The organism is Pseudomonas sp. RIT778, assembly GCF_019718735.1.
GTDB lineage: Bacteria > Pseudomonadota > Gammaproteobacteria > Pseudomonadales > Pseudomonadaceae > Aquipseudomonas > Aquipseudomonas aphyarum.
The window spans coordinates 41,935-59,153 of record NZ_JAIHBA010000022.1 but is presented as its reverse complement, the minus strand read 5'-3'; the positions used below and the strand labels follow the sequence as shown (position 1 = coordinate 59,153).

Here is a 17,219-nt window from a genome sequence, read left to right as displayed (position 1 = left end):
CTTGGCGGCCCGACGGGTTTTAGCGCAAGGGTGCACTCGCCTTGCGGTAGTGTTCGGCCATGAATTCGACGAAGACCTGCACCTTCAGCGCCACATGCCGGGCGTGGGGATACAGCGCGTAGTAATGCCGCTGGCCGAGGCTGTAGTTGGGCAGGATTTGCACCAGCCGGCCATGCAACAGATCGTCCTGCACCGTGGCCCGGGTGAACGCGGCAATGCCGACACCGGCCAGCGCCGCCGCATGCAGCGAGCTGATCGAGTCCGCCTTGAACCGCCCCTGGGCACGCACCGCTGTCGTCAGCCCGCGCGCATCGGTCAACGACCAGTCGCCACCGCCGGCGAACGCGAGCAATTGATGGTCGGCCAGCTCACTGACCTGGCGGATCAGACCGTGTCGCGCGACGTAGGTCGGCGAGGCCACCAGCACCATCTCGGACACCGTCAGCAGACGCGCCACCAGGGATGAATCCGCCAGCGGCCCGCAGATGCGCAGCGCCACGTCGAAGCCTTCGGCGATCAGGTCGACGAAACGGTCATCGCAGGACAGATCGACCTCAACCTCGGGATAACGCTGCTGAAACGCCGGCAGCCAGCTCGCCAGCTCCAGCGTGCCGATCACCACCGGCGCGCTGATGCGCAACAGTCCACTGGGGGTTTCACGGGCCTGCCCGACCGCCAGCGCGGCCTGATCGAGGCGGTCGAGAATGTCCACGCACGCGGCGTAATACTGCTGCCCCGCCGTGGTCAGGCTGAAGCGCCGGGTGTTGCGGTTGATCAGGCGCGTGCCGAGCTCCGCCTCCAGTTGCTGGAGCTGGCGGGAGATCGTCGAATGGGTGGTGTCGAGCCGCTCGGCGGCGGCAGTGAAGCCGCGACACTCGACGATGCAACGGAACGCGCGCATGGCCAACAGCTGATTCATCGAAGCCCTCAGTCGAGTGGCAGGCGAACGATCTGCTGCGTGGTCATGACGTCACCGAAGGTGTCTTCGATTTCGGCCAGCGCCGCGCGGTGCAGGCTGTCCTTGTCGACGGTGTCGCCGTTGACGCGGGTGATCGCCCGGGTCGCCGAAGCGTCGGATGCTACCACGACCTGATAGCCCAACGGCGCAGCGTCCCGGGCACCGCCGGCAACGCAGGCGTGGGTCATCAGCCCGGCGAAAATCACGGTTTTGATGCCGGCCTGCTTGAGCTGCCGATCAAGGTCGGTACTGGCGAACACGCTGACCGTGGACTTTTGCAGCACGTGATCCTGCGCCCTCGGCTGCATCAGCGGATGAAACTTCACGGTCTCGCCACCCTGCGCAAACACCGGCGAACCGGCGGGCGCGACGTGCTGAACCTGGAACACCGGCATCTTCGCCTGATCGGCAAAGCGGATCAGCTCACGGGCCTTGTTCATGGCCGCGATGCCGTCGGGAATCGGCAGACGCCCGCTGAAGTACTCGTTCTGGAAATCAATCACCACCAGCGCGGTGGTCTTCGGGTCGAGGCGCTCGATCGGCACCGCGCCGGATATTGCACGAATGGTTGGATGAGCATCCGGTGCAGTACTGGCCATCGCACTGCTGACCGCAGCGAGACCAAGACTGGCGAACAGGATTCTGAAAACTGAGCTGCAGCGATACGTTTGCGAGAGAGTCATGGCGCGGTTCCTGTAGAGAGGCGTGTAAGTCGGCCAAGTCTAGGAATCCGCAAACGGCCTCACCACGGCAGTATTGGCACATGATCTGTGCAACTTTTGCACAGACCATGTGAAAAAATCTGCCCGGCAATTAGCCATCATCTCCCACTATAATGCGCCACTTCAGTCGCCCTTCTGTTCAAGGAAGAACCCCTCGCCATGCGCCATTGCCTGCTGTTTTCCCTGTTGTTCAGCATCGTCTTGCAGTTGAGCGGTTGCGGGGCCTACCGCAATTACGATCTGGAACTGCAACAGACCACCGATCAGTTGAAAGCGGGCGACACCAACGGTGCGCTGGCCCTGATCGAGGCGCATAACCCGGATGAAGAAAAAGACCTGCTGTATTACTTCGAGAAAGGCGCGGTACTCAGCGCTGCCGGGGAGTTGCCGCAAAGTCAGGTCGCCTGGCGCAGCGCCGAACAGATGGTGATCCAGCGTCAGGACACCATAGAAACCACCGGCGACAAGTTGCTGTCCGCCCTGGGCAATCAATGGGGCAGCATCATCAACGACAAGATTCGTCGCTACGATGGTTACGACTATGAAAAGGTCATGCTGACCACGCAGATGGCCCTGAACCAGTTGGCCGTGAATGATTTCGACGGTGCCCGTGCGGACATCAAGAAAACCCACGAGCGCGAAACCCTGATCGCCCGGCAACGAGAACTGGAATACGAGCGCATTGAAAATGCCGCCAAGGCCCAGGGCGCGCGCGTTCATTACAAGGATCTGCAAGGTTACCCGGTGGTCATGCTGGACTCGCCGGCGGTCATCGCGCTGAAGAACGGCTATCAAAGTGCGTTCAGCCACTATCTGGCCGGCTTCACTTATGAAGCCCTGGGTGAAAAGGATCTGGCCGCACCCGGTTACCGTCAGGCCATAGAACTGCGTCCTGACATGCCGTTCTTCCAACAGGCATTGCATGACCTCGACAGCCCCGGGCTCAAGGCGGACGAAAGCGATGTGCTGATCATCGTGCAAAGCGGGCTGGCGCCGGCTCGCAGTTCGGTGCGAGTGCCGTATCCGGTGAAGCTTGAGGACGGTCAGGTGATCGTGGCCAATGTGTCGTTTCCGGTGATGGTGCCCGACACGTCCACCCCACCCTTCAATCAGATCAGCCTCGACGGTCGTCAAAAGAAGCTGATCACGGTCAACAACATTACCGACATGTCCTTGCGCACTCTGCGGGACGACATGCCCGGGATCATCCAGCGCACCACGTATCGCGCGTTCCTGGCGGCAGACGTCCAGGGCACCGACAATCGGCGCAACCCGGCCAAGGCGTCCTATGTGACCCATTACGATGGATTCGAGCACGCAGACACCCGCACCTGGCGCACCCTGCCCAACCTCACCCAGGTACTGCGCCTGCGGCTGAAGAAAGGCGAGCACATGATCAATCTGCCTACCGCACCCGGTGTCGCACCGCTGAAAATCCGCATCGATCAGGATCGTCAGATCATCGGCCTGCGCGCCCTGGGCGACAGAATCTATGCCAACGGCAGCGCTTTCCAGGCCTCCACATCGCCGGAAAGCCGCGTGGTATCCGGCCTGAAATAAGTAATGGCACCTAACTAACCGGTGCAATTAAAAAGCTATTACATAGCCAGCACCGCCCGCTTATAATGCCGCGCCCGCGCTATCGCGATGCGGCATTAAAGCTCCTCTTGTTATGAGGAATTGGCAGGAGGCCAGCGCCACTGCCGATCGGTCCCAGCAGCCCGACCCGCACCCGAGGCTGTCGCTACTCATGGAAGAAGTACCCCATGGCATTCCGCGCTCCCACTCTGATCGCGCTCAGCGCTGTCACCCTGCTGTCCGGCTGTTCGGCGTTTCGCAACTACGATTCCGAACTGGCCCAGACCAACCAGCAACTGGCCACCGGCAACGTCGACGCCGCCCTGACCCTGCTGGAAAAAAACAACACCGGCCCGGACAAGGACCTGCTCTATTACTTCGAGAAGGGTGAGCTGCTGCGCGCCAAGGGCGATCTGTCCGGCAGCCAGAATGCCTGGACCAGCGCCGACCAGGTGGTGGGCAAGTGGGAAGACTCGGTCAAGCTCGACACCGACAAGTACCTGGCCCAGTTCGGCAGTTTCCTGGTCAACGACAAGGTGCGCCGCTACGAAGGCTACGACTATGAAAAAGTCATGCTGACCACGCAGATGGCTCTGAACCTGCTGGCGGTCAACGATTTTGACGGCGCCCGTACCGCGATCAAGAAGACTCACGAACGTGAGGCCGTGATCGCCGACCTGCGCGACAAGGAATACCTCAAGAGCGAAGAGGAAGCCGAGAAAGAAGGCATCAAGACCGAATACAAGGACTTGCAGGGCTACCCGGTCGCCAGCCTCGACGCGCCGGAAGTGGTCGGCCTGAAAAACAGCTACCAGAGTGCGTTCAGCCATTACCTGGCCGGTTTCGTCTATGAAGCCCTGGGCGAGAAAGACCTCGCTGCGCCGGGCTATCGCAAGGCGGCCGAACTGCGCCCGAACACTCCCCTGCTGGAGCAGGCGCTGGTCAACCTCGACAAGCCGGTCAAGAGCGACGACAGCGACATCCTGATCGTGGTGCAAAGCGGTCTGGCGCCGGCCCGCGATTCGATCCGCGTGCCACTGCCGCTGCCGATCTCCAACAACGTAGTAATCACTCCGCTGTCGTTCCCGATCATCAAACCTGACACCTCCACCGCGACATTCGCGCAGATCGGTGTCGATGGCCAACAGGTCGACCTGACCGCACTGAACAGCACCACCGCCATGTCCCGCCGCGCCCTGCGCGATGACATGCCGGGGATCATCCTGCGCACCACCGTGCGTGCGATCACCAAAGGTGTGGCGCAGAAGAAGATCAACGAAACCAACCCGCTGGCGGGCCTGGCGGTCGGTATTTCTTCAGCTGTGCTCGAAGGTGCCGATACCCGTACGTGGCGTACCCTGCCGGACACCACACAAGTGGTACGTCTGCGCTTGAAGAAAGGCGAGCACCAAGTCACTCTGCCGAGCGCCGTTGGTGGTTCTCAGGTCAAGGTGACCGTCGATCAGCGTTACCAGGTGATCACCCTGCGCGCCGTCGGCAATCAGGTATTCGCCGCAGGCCTCGCCGCCCACGTTACCCCGAGTGCTGGCGCCACCGCCGTGGCCAGCCTCAAACAACCTTAAGAACGGAGTCTTTGCATGCGCTTCAAACTCATCGCCGTCGCCGCCCTCGCCCTTTTGGCGAGCGGCTGCGCCACCCCGCCACCACCTGAGCCGGGCAGTGCCGCGAGCAAGGTCGTGGCCATGGGCCCGCAGAAACACATCGTGGTCGGCGCGATGCGCGTGGCCCGCGAAAACGGCTTCATGACCGTCAACGTGCAGTTGAGCAACACCCTCAACAGCAACAATACGTTCTACTACCGCTTCGCCTGGCTCGGGCCGGAAGGTTTCCCGGTCGCCGAAGAAGAAGTCTGGAAGAGCCAGATGATGTACGGCGCCCAGACCAGCTTCATCCAGGGCATCGCCCCGACGCCGAAAGCCGTGGATTTCCGTCTGGAACTCAAGACGCCTTAAGCCCGACACCCTATTCCCGATTCAGAGAGCATTCCCATGTTTGCACGCTTTTCCTTCATCGCCGTCCTCGCCCTGCTGGCCTCCGGTTGCGCCAACACTTCGCCGACCCTGGGCAGCAAGAACATCAGCTACGGCGACACCAAGGCCGTTGAAACCGTGACCAACGAGTTCGGTTCGACCGACCTGCAGATGATCGCCGAGTCGATGACCCGTTCCCTGGCCCAGTCCGGCATCCTGCAGGGTCGCCCTGTGGTGCAGGTCTACGACGTGAAGAACAAGACCAGCGAATACATCGACACCCGCGAAATCACCACCAGCATCAAGACCCAGCTGATGAAGTCCGGCACCGCCCGTTTCGCCAGCGACAACACCGCGATGCAGAGCCAGGTCGACCAGCTCAAGCTGCAAAACCAGAGCGGCCTGTACAAGAAGAGCACCGTGGCCAAGACTGGCAACATGATCGCCGCCAAATACCGTCTTGAAGGTTCGATCAGCTCGATCGTCAAGCGCAGCAGCGACTACAAGGACGTCTTCTACAAATTCAGCCTGCAACTGATCGACGTTGAAAGCGGTCTGGCCGAGTGGATGGACGAGAAAGAGATCCGCAAAACCACGGAGCGTTAATCGATGCGCGCATGGATTGGCATGATGGCCCTGGCTTGCGCGTTCAGCGTGCAAGCGGCCCCGAAAGTCGCGGTGACGGATCTGGCGTACCAGGAACGTGTGGAGCAATACATCCACATCGTTTCGTCGAAGAACAACTACCGCGAGGGCTACTACAGCTCCAGCGGTTCTTCGAGCTACGACGAATTCGAAGCCAACACCAGCTACATCGAGCAGGCCGAGCTGCGTAAATTCACCGGCGACATCAAAGGTGAAATCCTGCGTACCGGCATGTTCCAGTTGATTCAGGGCACACCGTACACGGCGTCGTCCAAGGGTGACATCTACGATGTGATCAAGCGGATCAAGGCCGGCAACTTCAAGGGTGCCGACTACGTGCTGTTCGGCACCGTGTCGGACATCGACTTCACCCAGGACATGAACGAGCTGGCGCACACCGACAGCTATTCGGCAGTACTGGGCCTGACGCTGGTGGCCGATTTCAGCCTGATCAACACCAAGACCTACGAAATCACCTCGGCCTTCACGGCGATGGGTGAGGCGCAGGACACCAAACTGGTGAACCACCGCGACATCAAGATCTCACTCAACCGCCCACGGGTGGTGCGTGACGTGTCGAAGGCACTGGGCGAAGACGTGGCCGGACAACTGAGCATGCAGCTCGGTGGTGGCGGTTACGAGCAGCCGCGCGAACCGCAGCAGCGCAACAATCTGCCGCGTGATACGGCGCCAGTGATTCTTCACTGACCGATGATCGTTCCCACGTCGAGGCGTCGAACCGTCCGCGTGGGAATGCAGCCCGGGACGCTCTGCGTTCCAGACACAAAAAAAAGGCGACCTGAGAAGGTCGCCTTTTTTGTGCCTGTACGCTTTATGCGGCCGCTTTGCGCAGCGTCGCCATGAACGCCGCAGCGCCAATGAACAGCCCGGCAAAGGTGCGGTTCATGCGTTTCTGCTGGGTCGGTGTACGCAACAGGCGCAACACCTTCGAAGCCAGTCCGGTGTAGCCGGCCATGACGATCAGGTCGACCGCGATCATGGTCACGCCGATCACCACGTACTGGATCAGCAGCGGTGCATGTGGATTGATGAACTGCGGCAGCACCGCGAGCATGAACACCAGCGCCTTGGGGTTGCTGATGTTCACCAGAAAGCCACGGAACACCAGAGCCAGCGGTTTGCCGATCGGGCGAACGGCCGCGTCGTCACTCATGTCCATCGGCAGTGCGCGCCATTGTTTGATCGCGAGATAAACCAGGTAGGCAACACCGAACCATTTGATCGCATGGAACGCAGTGGCCGAAGCGGTGAGGATCGCGCCGACACCGGCGCCGACAATGGCAATCTGTACAGCCAGGCCGATTTGCAGGCCCAGGGCGTTCCAGTAGCCGCGCCAGAAACCGTATTGCAGGCCGCTGGACATCGACGCAATGGCGCCGGCACCCGGAGAAAGACTGATCACCCAGCAGGCGGCAAAAAACGCCAGCCATGTTTGAAGCTCCATCGCACACCTCGACTCGGACTCGTGACAATCCTCAAAGCTAATGCGGATTTGGCTGGATGACTACCGATTTTTTGCAGGATGTTGCGGCCGCCGACCAACGTGGCCGGCGTCCAATCACTTTTCGAAACCGCTGGAAGGGAAGATATCCGTGCCGCGCCAGCGGCGCACCGAGCGCTGGAAGAACAGGCTGTTGGGCACTTGCACCATGGCGCTGCCGGTACCGAGTTCTTCAGCCTCGATCAGCGTGGTGTAGAGCAGATTGATCGCCACCACCCGGCCTTTGACGCCCGGCTTGTCGGTGGTGTCGACCAGTTCGACCACGTCGCCGAGACGGAACGGGCCGACGGTGAAGATCAGAATCGCGCAGAGCAGGTTCGACAGCACACTCCACATGGCGAAGAACGCTACCGCCGCCACTGCGACGAAACCCGACAACGCGGTCCACAGCACCGTGGCCGAGACCCCGAGTCGTTCCAGCACGAAGATCAGCGCACTGCCCATGATCAGCCAGCGTAGACCACCACGCAGCGGCATCAGCAGCTGCGGCGGGAACGGATACTTCTCGCCCAGGCGGGTCAGGAATCGGGCGACGACGCGCTGGGCGAAGTAACCGGCCAGCAGGATCAACAGAATCTGCACGCCGAGCCAGATCGGCTCGACCCACATCGCCGGCAATGGAAGTTTGAAGGCGTCCATCAGGACAACGCCTCCAGCTCCGCCTGCATGCTTTCCAGCGTTTCCAGGGCTTCCATCCACGCTTCTTCAAGTTCGCCTTCGCGGACTTTCAGCTTGGCCTGTTCGGCCAGCAGGTCACGCAATTCGTTCTTGCGCGCCGGCTCGTAGATGTCGCTGTCGCCAAGGCTGGCATCGACCTTCGCGAGTTTCTCGTGCAGCTTGCCGAGCTCGGCTTCGAGCTTGTCGGCCTCGCGCTTGTGCGGCGCCAGTTGCTGACGCAACGCAGCGGCAGCCTGACGCTGGGCCTTCTTGTCGGTCTTGTCCGGGTTGACCGGTGTGTTGCTGACCGGGGCATTGCGCTGACGGTACTCGACCAGCCAACGGGCGTAGTCTTCGAGGTCGCCATCGAACTCTTCGACCTTGCCGTCCGCGACCAGGAAGAAGTTGTCGGTGGTGCTTTTGAGCAGGTGCCGATCGTGGGAAACCACCAGCACCGCACCGCTGAATTCCTGCAACGCCATGGTCAGCGCCAGGCGCATTTCCAGATCGAGGTGGTTGGTCGGTTCGTCGAGCAGCAGCAGGTTCGGCCGCTCCCAGGCGATCAACGCCAGGGCCAAACGGGCCTTTTCGCCGCCAGAGAAATTCAGCACCGGCTCATCGATCCGCGCACCACGGAAGTCGAAACCGCCGAGGAAATCGCGCAGGGTCTGCTCGCGCTCGGTCGGTGCCAGACGCTGCAAGTGCAGCAACGGGCTGGCTTTGGAATCCAGCGAGTCGAGCTGATGTTGAGCGAAGTAGCCGACCACGGTGTTCTCACCGCGAGTCAGGCGCCCGGCCAGCGGTTCGAGCTCACCGGCGAGGTTTTTGATCAGGGTCGATTTACCCGCGCCGTTGGGGCCGAGCAAGCCGATCCGCGCGCCGGGGGTCAGTTGCAGCTTGACCTTCTCCAGCACGGTTTTCTCGCCATAACCCAGGCGCGCGTCGGACAGGTCGATCAGCGGGCTGGAGATCTTGGTCGACTCGCGGAACACGAAGTCGAACGGCGAATCGACGTGGGCCGCCGACAGCTCCTCCATCCGCTCCAGCGCCTTGATCCGGCTCTGGGCCTGACGGGCCTTGGTGGCCTGGGCCTTGAACCGGGCGATGTAGCTTTCCATGTGCGCACGCTGCGCCTGCTGCTTCTCGTAGGCCTGTTGCTGCTGGGCCAGACGCTCGGCACGGGCGCGTTCGAACGCGGTGTAGCCGCCACGGTAGAGCGTCAGCTTGCGCTGATCGACGTGGGCCACGTGATCGACCACTTCATCGAGGAAGTCCCGGTCGTGGGAAATCAGCAGCAAGGTGCCGGGGTAACTTTTCAGCCACTCTTCGAGCCAGATGATGGCGTCGAGATCCAGGTGGTTGGTCGGTTCGTCGAGCAGCAGCAGGTTCGGCCGCTCCCAGGCGATCAACGCCAGGGCCAAACGGGCCTTTTCGCCGCCAGAGAAATTCAGCACCGGCTCATCGATCCGCGCACCACGGAAGTCGAAACCGCCGAGGAAATCGCGCAGGGTCTGCTCGCGCTCGGTCGGTGCCAGACGCTGCAAGTGCAGCAACGGGCTGGCTTTGGAATCCAGCGAGTCGAGCTGATGTTGAGCGAAGTAGCCGACCACGGTGTTCTCACCGCGAGTCAGGCGCCCGGCCAGCGGTTCGAGCTCACCGGCGAGGTTTTTGATCAGGGTCGATTTACCCGCGCCGTTGGGGCCGAGCAAGCCGATCCGCGCGCCGGGGGTCAGTTGCAGCTTGACCTTCTCCAGCACGGTTTTCTCGCCATAACCCAGGCGCGCGTCGGACAGGTCGATCAGCGGGCTGGAGATCTTGGTCGACTCGCGGAACACGAAGTCGAACGGCGAATCGACGTGGGCCGCCGACAGCTCCTCCATCCGCTCCAGCGCCTTGATCCGGCTCTGGGCCTGACGGGCCTTGGTGGCCTGGGCCTTGAACCGGGCGATGTAGCTTTCCATGTGCGCACGCTGCGCCTGCTGCTTCTCGTAGGCCTGTTGCTGCTGGGCCAGACGCTCGGCACGGGCGCGTTCGAACGCGGTGTAGCCGCCACGGTAGAGCGTCAGCTTGCGCTGATCGACGTGGGCCACGTGATCGACCACTTCATCGAGGAAGTCCCGGTCGTGGGAAATCAGCAGCAAGGTGCCGGGGTAACTTTTCAGCCACTCTTCGAGCCAGATGATGGCGTCGAGATCCAGGTGGTTGGTCGGTTCGTCGAGCAGCAGCAGGTCTGATGGGCACATCAAAGCCTGCGCAAGGTTCAGACGCATCCGCCAGCCACCGGAGAAATCTCCTACCTGACGATCCATCTGCTCGTTGGTGAAACCGAGGCCAGCCAGCAATTTGCGCGCCCGCGCATCGGCGGTGTAGCCGTCGGCACTGTCGAGTTCGGCGTGCAGGCGGGCCAGCGCGGTGCCGTCGTGGGCCTCTTCGGCTGCCGCGAGCTCACGCTGCACTTCGCGCAGGCGCAGGTCACCGTCGAGCACATAGTCGACCGCCAGGCGCTCGAGCGTGTCGACCTCCTGGCGCATGTGGGCGATACGCCAGTCGGCCGGCAGCAGACAGTCGCCCGAGTCCGGGTGCAGCTCACCGCGGAGCAAGGCGAACAGGCTGGATTTGCCGGCGCCGTTGGCACCGATGAGGCCGGCTTTGTGGCCGGCGTGCAGGGTCAGCTCGGCGTCTTCTAGCAGACGTTGCGGGCCACGCTGTAAAGTCAGGTTCTGAAGTCGGATCATAATGGCGGCGGAGTCTACCAGCTTCCCCCGCAACTGGCGCGAGTAGCACGATGTCCTCTGACCTGTGGAGCTTTGCCCTTGCCGTCTACGCCCGTCCCGGCGTGGAGGATGCCTGCCTGCGCCTGCAATCGGCGGGGGCCAACGTGTGCCTGATGCTGTGCGGTTTATGGCTGGAACAACGCGATGCGACCTGTGAAGAGGCGCGTGCGCGACAGCTTCTGGAACTGACAGAGCCCTGGGACCGGGAAGTGGTGCAGCCGTTACGCGCATTGCGCATGCAGTGGAAAACCCTGGCCGACACCGATCCGGTACTCAAGGGGATGCGCGAGCAGATCAAGGGATTGGAGCTGGAGGCGGAGCGTGCGCTGCTGTCACGACTTGAAGGTGCCGCGCAAGGCTGGAAGCGTAATTCGAAGGAGTCGAGTGACTGGCTGGAAGTGCTGGCCGGCCCTGCGGCCAACCTGAACCGCGACGCGCTGCAAGTGCTGCGCGTCGCGGCGACCGGCGCTTAGGAAGCGCTGGACGGGTTGCTGGCGACGCTCGATACCGGCGCCGGGGATGGCGTGGTTGTGGTGGTCGAGGTAGTGGTGGCGGATGCCGGTGCTGCGGTCGGAGCCGGAGTTGCCGGGGCTGCAGGTTTGGCAGCAGGCGCAGTGGCCGGTTTTGCTGCAGCTGGTTTTGCTGCTGGCTTGGCGGCAGCCGGCTTGGCAGCGGCAGGTTTTTTCACTGCTGGTTTTGCAGCAGGTTTCGCTGCTGGCTTGGCGGCCGGTTTGGCAGCGGCCGCTGGCTTGGCGGCGGTCGTTGCAGGCTTCGCGGCGGCGGCCGGTTTGGCCGCTGGTTTTGCAGCAGGCTTGGCCGCAGCTTTTACCGCAGGCTTGGCCGCTGGTTTCGCCGCCGCTTTGGCTGCAGGTTTGGCAGCAACCGGTTTGGCAGCGGCTTTCGCCGCAGGCTTGGCAGCAGCAGTTTTGGCGGCCGGTTTAGCGGCGGCTTTAACGGCTGGTTTTGCAGCAGGCTTGGTGGCTGGCTTGGCAGCTGGTTTTGCAGCGGCAGTTCTTGCCGGAGCCGCTTTCGCAGCAGCGGTTTTCGCCGCAGGTTTGGCGGCTGGTTTTGCAGCAGCCGGTTTGGCCGCTGTGGTTTTAGCCGCAGGTTTGGCAGCGCTGGCGGCTGCGGGTTTCTTCGCGGCTGGTTTTGCAGCGGCTTTCACTGGCGCTTTAGCAGGCGCTTTGGCCGGTGCTTTTGCAGCAGGTTTGGCGGCCGCTTTTTTCGCAGGCGCCGCTGCAGGTTTAGCCGAACGCAGGGACAACGCCTTGCCGACAGCCTCTTGAACACGACCGACACCTTGGGCCAGTTTCAGGCTTTCCTGGGCATCGCGCTTGAGTTGCAGAATGTAGCTGCGGGTATCGGACTGACGATCCTTCAGCGCATCGAGCAGGTCTTCGAGTTCCTTCACGGCAGCCTTGGCCTTGGTCTGCGCCTTGGCTTTACCGGCTGCTGCTGCGTCCTGCAATTTGGTGCGGGATTTGTGCAGTTTTTCTTGCGCCTTGCCGCGTTGCTTTTCCAGTTTGGCGAGCAGTTTTTCAGCATCAGCCAAGGCTTGGGAGCAAGCGTTTTCCAGATGCTCGAGCAGGCTGCCCGAGAGTTGTTGGAGTAAATGCAACGGAGTGTTTACAGGCTTCTTGGTGGCCGACATGGTTTACCTCCTGGCTGACGTGAGTGCGGCTCATACTAGACCTCTGCTGCTACCGCCGCTAGGGCATGTTGACAGTATCGAAAGCACTCGGTTGCAGGCTTGCGAAAAACTTCTGCGCATTGGCAAAAGCAGTTCACCGTTGCAGACGTTCGCGCTGGCATAATCCACCGCAATTCAGGATGGAGAGTGCCCATGTCGCGCTACCTTTTTTTATCCCTCTGCATGATTTTTTCCGTGGCTCAGGCCGACGAAAAAACCACCGCGAATGACGCTCACGATCTGGCTTACAGCCTTGGTGCCAGCCTCGGTGAACGGCTGCGTCAGGAAGTGCCGCAGCTCCAGATCCAGGCGTTGATCGAAGGTCTGCAACAGGCCTATCAAGGCAAGCCGCTGGCATTGAGCGAGGCACGCATCGAGCAGATCCTCGCCGATCACGAATCGCAGACAGCCGAGCAGGCGGCGATGCCTTCGACTGAAGCGGCGATGGAAAATGAGCGACGTTTTCTCACCGCCGAAAAAGCCAAACCGGGTGTGAAGGAGTTGGCCGACGGCATCCTGCTGACCGAGCTGGCGCCGGGGAACGGCACGAAGGCCGGCCCGGATGGAAAAGTGCAGGTGCTGTATATCGGCCGACTGCCGGATGGCACCGTGTTCGATCAGAACAGCCAGCCGCAGTGGTTCAATCTCGACAGCGTGATCGCCGGCTGGCGCACTGCGTTGCAGAACATGCCGGTCGGCGCGAAATGGCGTCTGGTGATTCCATCGGATCAAGCGTACGGCGCCGACGGTGCCGGCGACTTGATCGCGCCGTTCACACCGCTGGTGTTCGAAGTGGAATTGCGCGGTGCGACCAGTTGATCGCCCAATAAAAAACGGTGCGCCTGGGGCGCACCGTTTCTGGTTCTTGCGAGGTTCGATTCAGGCCTGAACCGAATCCTCTTCCTTGTGTGCGGTGTGCAGCACTTCGATCAGGCAGTCTTCCAGTTCGAAGCGTTCGTGGAGCAGGCCGCCCAGCTCCTTGAATTTCTCCGCAACGCATTTGCCTTCATCGCAAAGGTCGTTGAACGCGAGCAGCTTTTCAGTGATGACATCGATCCGCGGATAGATCGTCTCGGCCAGTTCCAGGCCGCGCTTGTCGTTGAAGGCCTTGGCCTCGCCCGTCAGCTGTTCGTAGATCTCGAAGTGCCCGGCCGAGACGTAATCGACCAGCACGCCGCAGAATTCCTGCAAGGGCTTTCGATCCTCGGACAGCGCCTGAGGTTTGGCGCCCAGCTTGTCATAGGCAGCGATCAATTCCTCACGCTCCTGCAGCCAGCGGTCGATCAGCAGATGAACTCCACCCCAACGTTCCTGAGCATTCTGACAACTTTCGAGCATGGCGATCTCTCTTCCCTTGTGGGTCATGCTGCTCTACACCCGCGCCCCTTCTTGTGAATATTGCTTTGAGAGGCGGCCAGGCAGAGCGTCATCGAGCAACACAATTCCAATGACACGTGCGGGCCAGATTATGCCCGCACGCCTATGGCTTCAAGGTACGCAGGAGAGAAAGTTCATACAAGTGTTTAATCCCTGACCAGCACCGGGTGCGACGGTTGGCCGCTGAGCGGTTGCTGCAAAGCCATCCAGACCTGTCGCAGCAACTGGTAAACAGCCAGGATCGACATCCCCACGAAAAACAGCAGACTCCACTCCGGAATGCTCAGGTCGAACAGCGTCCAGGACAATTCCGCGCAATCGGCCGTGTCATTGAACATACGCATCAGGGCGCATAACCACGGCAGGCTGCTGAACATTTCTTCCGGCCCGGGCCCGCAATGCGCCAGCCTTTGCAGAGAATCACTTTGCAGCAGCACTTGCCGCCACGCCGCCGTCATTCCGCCAAGGCTGGTCAGCAACGCCATCGTCCAATACAGCGACAGACCGACACGTTGCGGTCCATGGATCGCAGCCACACCACAAAAAAGGGTAAGGACACTCATGAACAGACGCTGGACCAGACACAGACTGCAAGGCACCAGACCGACCGCGTATTCGAGGTAATAAGAAGCTCCCAGGGCCAGAATCCCCGCAGTGAAAGCCATAAAGAACAGGGAGCGTGAGCAGGCCAACGACATGGCTTATCCGTAACAATAAAGACAGGCAGTTACGGTAGAGGAAAGGGCCTCGGGCTTTCAAGGCAGGTCACTGGCGACACTTCAGCAGAAGTGTAGGGAAATCCCGACAGGCACCGAAGGATTCGGTGTAAGCCTCTGTAGGACTTTGCTCGGGAGGGGATTTGCCGGTAACTATTCAGTCACCGGGAAAGAAAAGGAGGAGCATGCTCCCCCTTCCTGATCACGCTCGAACAGCTATGGGCAATGGCGAAGCCAGCAGGCGTTCATCCAGCATGCCGAGACCTTCCTGGAACAGCAGATTGCTGCGCTCGGTGTCACCCAACTGAGCCAGCAGGCGCGCCAACTCGGCGCACGCTTCCGGATTGCGCTGCACTCTCAGGCTGCTTTCCAGATAATCCCGCGCCTTGCCCCACAGACTGGCTTGCAGGCACAAACGTCCCAGCGTCAGCAGCAGGCTGGCATCGCCCGGATGATCCTTGAGCCAACCTTCGGCCGTCTGCAACTGACGCGCCGGATCGCTGCCGCGCACCAGACCGTAAAGGCGCGCCAGGTGGCTGTCGTACTTGCGCTTGAGCGCCGTGCGCAACAGCTCTTCCGCCTCGACCTGGGCGCCCAGCTGGCGCAGCTGCTCGGCGTAGGCCAGCACCAGCGCAGGCTCCTGGCGCTGGGCAGACGTCAGTTGCTGCCAGGCGCGGTTGAGCGACTGTAAACCGACTGCGCCGTCCTCTTCACGCTGGGCCGCGAGGGACAGGTTTTCCCCCCAGGCACGACGCTCGAGTTCGATCAGTTCGGACGGTGGCAGAACTTTGTCCTTGCGCAGCTCCGGCAACAGCCGGATCACGGACGACCAGTCACCGCGCTGCTGATGCAGGCGCTGCAACTGGCGCAATGTCTGGACGTTGTGCGGATGGCGCTCGTGCATCGCCTGCAAGGTGACCAACGCGCCATCGGTGTCGCCACGATCGGTCTGCAACTGCGCATGGCTGAGGGCGATCGCCAGCTCGGCCTGAGGCTGACGCTCGAGGGCGCGCTCCAGCAGGCGATCGCTTTCCTCGTAATGACCTTGTTCGTTGGCGGCGCGCGCGGCGCCCAGGTAATAGAGCAACGGTTGACGCTCGGCTTCGGCGGCCCGATAAAGGTGACGCTGAGCACTGGCCCAGCGACCTTCGGCCAGGTCGAGCTGACCGTGCTCGATCGCTACTTGCACGCGACGACTGCGGTTGCGACGGGACCATGGATTGACCACACCGCCCGAGGTCAGCACCAGTTCGACCAGCGCCTTGATGCCCCAGACCAGCAGCCAAAGCACCGCGACCACCGCCAGGGTCGCCCACAGGCTCGATTCATAACGAAAGCTTTTGTAGGCGACCAGCACGTAACCGGAATGCTCGGCAATCGCCAGGCCCAGAGCCGCCGTTGCCGCGATCACCAGAAACACGATCACATACAGGCGCTTCATGGTGTCGCCTCCTGCGCGGTGCTGGCGGCCGGTTTGGCGAAGGGTTTCACCGAGTCTTCGGCGTTGACGTTACGGCGCTCAAGATAAGCCTGCACCGCGCTCAACGTCCCGGCGAGATCCGGCGTATTGACGGTAACCGGTTGCTTGCTCAATTCCGCGACCTGCTCGAGCATGATTTTGCTCTGCGGGTTGTCCGGATTGAAGTTGCCTGTAAGTACGTCACGCGCCTCCGCCAAGGCCTGGGTGTACACCGGCGCCTGACCGTTGAGCGCGGCCCATTGCGCCTGTTCGAGCGCAAGGCTCAGGGCCAGACGCACCTGGCTCAGGCTTTGGCCGGCGAGTAGCGGCCGGACGTTTTTGTCAGCGTTGAAATCGATGCGAATGTAGCGCGAGATCTGATCCCACCACTGCGCCCAGCGACTGGCGCCGTCGCCCTCGGAGGTCAGGCCCAGCAGCGAATCACCGCGATCCTTGTATTCCGGCGCCAGCTCGGTGAGGCCGACGACCTGATCACGCAAGGCGCCCAGTCGCAGGAACAGCCCGGTGCGATCCGGCTGCGCGGTACTGCGCAGCGCTACCAGGGTTTTCGCCACTTGCTCGCGGGCAGCGAACGAGCCGGGATCATTCTGCTCGCGCAGGATTTCGTCGGCACCCTGGACCAGCGCCTGGGCGCTGCTGATGTCCTGCAGGGCGGAAAGACGCAGGCTGGCCAGACGCAGCAAGTGCTCGGCCTCGGCCAGACGCCAGTCCTTGCGGCTGGCGCCAAGGACGGTTTCCAGACGTTGATTGAGGCGTTGCTGATCGCCCTGAAGTTGCGACACCAGACGCTGGCGATCGGCAAGTTCATCGGCGCCGGGTAATTGCCCGAGGCGTTCGGTCAGTCGTTGCTCGTTGAGCTTCAGAGTCTGAGCCTGATCACTCAACGCCTGAACCTGACTCAACTGATTCTGAGTGCTGGTCTGCAGGTGTCGTACCTGCCACACACCCCAGCCACCCACCGCAACACCGGCGGCGCCGAGCAGCAGCGCGAGAATGGCCAATCCGTTGCCTCGGCGCGGTTCCGCGGCCGGTGGCGGTGCATCAACCGGTGCATCGATCACAGGTTGAACGTCATCTTTAGGCAAGGCTGTTTCGCTCACGTATCCATC

At 61.7% G+C, this 17,219-nt stretch carries 17 protein-coding genes; 7 read left to right on the top strand and 10 right to left on the bottom strand.

Annotated elements, in window-relative coordinates:
* Positions 1–19: 19 nt before the first annotated feature.
* Complete coding sequence (locus K5E37_RS16445; RefSeq protein WP_085606051.1) at positions 20–919, bottom strand: LysR family transcriptional regulator; 900 nt, start codon at positions 917–919, stop codon at positions 20–22.
* A gap of 8 nt (positions 920–927) precedes the next feature.
* Positions 928–1,641: a cysteine hydrolase family protein gene (locus K5E37_RS16440; RefSeq protein ID WP_256578427.1), complete on the bottom strand. Its 714-nt coding sequence runs from the start codon at positions 1,639–1,641 to the stop codon at positions 928–930.
* A 198-nt stretch (positions 1,642–1,839) separates the two neighbouring features.
* Between K5E37_RS16440 and K5E37_RS16435 the strand changes: the two genes are divergently transcribed.
* The 5 genes from K5E37_RS16435 (at position 1,840) to K5E37_RS16415 (ending at position 6,602) form a co-directional block, all read left to right on the top strand.
* Positions 1,840–3,240 (top strand): COG3014 family protein, encoded by a 1,401-nt coding sequence (locus K5E37_RS16435; protein ID WP_221534507.1) that lies wholly within the window; start codon positions 1,840–1,842, stop codon positions 3,238–3,240.
* A 206-nt stretch (positions 3,241–3,446) separates the two neighbouring features.
* Positions 3,447–4,841: a COG3014 family protein gene (locus tag K5E37_RS16430; protein ID WP_085606055.1), complete on the top strand. Its 1,395-nt coding sequence runs from the start codon at positions 3,447–3,449 to the stop codon at positions 4,839–4,841.
* A gap of 15 nt (positions 4,842–4,856) precedes the next feature.
* The gene (locus tag K5E37_RS16425) at positions 4,857–5,231 is read left to right on the top strand and encodes a YcfL family protein (RefSeq protein WP_221534505.1); all 375 of its coding nucleotides are present in this window, start codon (positions 4,857–4,859) and stop codon (positions 5,229–5,231) included.
* Positions 5,232–5,267: 36 nt separating this feature from the next.
* A complete protein-coding gene (gene lpoB, locus K5E37_RS16420; protein ID WP_007951848.1) occupies positions 5,268–5,855 on the top strand; it encodes a penicillin-binding protein activator LpoB in 588 nt (195 codons plus the stop codon).
* Between the two features lie 3 nt (positions 5,856–5,858).
* Positions 5,859–6,602: a hypothetical protein gene (locus K5E37_RS16415; protein ID WP_007951850.1), complete on the top strand. Its 744-nt coding sequence runs from the start codon at positions 5,859–5,861 to the stop codon at positions 6,600–6,602.
* Positions 6,603–6,726: 124 nt separating this feature from the next.
* On the opposite strand, the gene K5E37_RS16410 is transcribed toward K5E37_RS16415, so the two are convergent.
* The 3 genes from K5E37_RS16410 to K5E37_RS16400 form a co-directional block, all read right to left on the bottom strand.
* Positions 6,727–7,359 (bottom strand): LysE family transporter, encoded by a 633-nt coding sequence (locus K5E37_RS16410; protein WP_007951851.1) that lies wholly within the window; start codon positions 7,357–7,359, stop codon positions 6,727–6,729.
* Between the two features lie 114 nt (positions 7,360–7,473).
* Positions 7,474–8,055, bottom strand: a complete 582-nt coding sequence (locus tag K5E37_RS16405; RefSeq protein ID WP_007951853.1) for a mechanosensitive ion channel family protein — start codon at positions 8,053–8,055, stop codon at positions 7,474–7,476.
* Positions 8,055–10,808, bottom strand: a complete 2,754-nt coding sequence (locus K5E37_RS16400) for an ATP-binding cassette domain-containing protein (protein WP_221534504.1) — start codon at positions 10,806–10,808, stop codon at positions 8,055–8,057. Before K5E37_RS16400 ends, K5E37_RS16405 begins: the two co-directional genes overlap by 1 nt.
* Positions 10,809–10,858: 50 nt before the next feature.
* On the opposite strand from K5E37_RS16400, the gene K5E37_RS16395 reads away from it, so the two are divergent.
* On the top strand, positions 10,859–11,320 hold the full coding sequence (locus tag K5E37_RS16395; RefSeq protein WP_007951857.1) for a TIGR02444 family protein: 462 nt from the start codon (positions 10,859–10,861) through the stop codon (positions 11,318–11,320).
* On the opposite strand, the gene K5E37_RS16390 is transcribed toward K5E37_RS16395, so the two are convergent.
* Positions 11,317–12,498: an AlgP family protein gene (locus K5E37_RS16390; RefSeq protein WP_221534502.1), complete on the bottom strand. Its 1,182-nt coding sequence runs from the start codon at positions 12,496–12,498 to the stop codon at positions 11,317–11,319. The genes K5E37_RS16395 and K5E37_RS16390 overlap by 4 nt on opposite strands.
* Before the next feature lie 192 nt (positions 12,499–12,690).
* Here K5E37_RS16390 and K5E37_RS16385 point away from each other — a divergent pair, with 192 nt between their 5' ends.
* Entirely contained in the window at positions 12,691–13,356 is a 666-nt protein-coding gene (locus K5E37_RS16385) for an FKBP-type peptidyl-prolyl cis-trans isomerase (RefSeq protein WP_007951860.1), read from the top strand.
* A gap of 60 nt (positions 13,357–13,416) precedes the next feature.
* Here the strand turns inward: K5E37_RS16385 and K5E37_RS16380 are convergent, their stop codons facing one another.
* The 4 genes from K5E37_RS16380 to K5E37_RS16365 form a co-directional block, all read right to left on the bottom strand.
* Complete coding sequence (locus K5E37_RS16380) at positions 13,417–13,875, bottom strand: Rsd/AlgQ family anti-sigma factor (RefSeq protein WP_007951863.1); 459 nt, start codon at positions 13,873–13,875, stop codon at positions 13,417–13,419.
* Positions 13,876–14,060: 185 nt separating this feature from the next.
* A complete protein-coding gene (locus K5E37_RS16375; protein ID WP_007951865.1) occupies positions 14,061–14,612 on the bottom strand; it encodes a disulfide bond formation protein B in 552 nt (183 codons plus the stop codon).
* Between the two features lie 220 nt (positions 14,613–14,832).
* Positions 14,833–16,071, bottom strand: a complete 1,239-nt coding sequence (locus K5E37_RS16370; RefSeq protein ID WP_221534500.1) for a heme biosynthesis protein HemY — start codon at positions 16,069–16,071, stop codon at positions 14,833–14,835.
* Positions 16,068–17,210, bottom strand: a complete 1,143-nt coding sequence (locus K5E37_RS16365) for a uroporphyrinogen-III C-methyltransferase (RefSeq protein ID WP_221534498.1) — start codon at positions 17,208–17,210, stop codon at positions 16,068–16,070. Before K5E37_RS16365 ends, K5E37_RS16370 begins: the two co-directional genes overlap by 4 nt.
* Between the last annotated feature and the right edge of the window lie 9 nt (positions 17,211–17,219).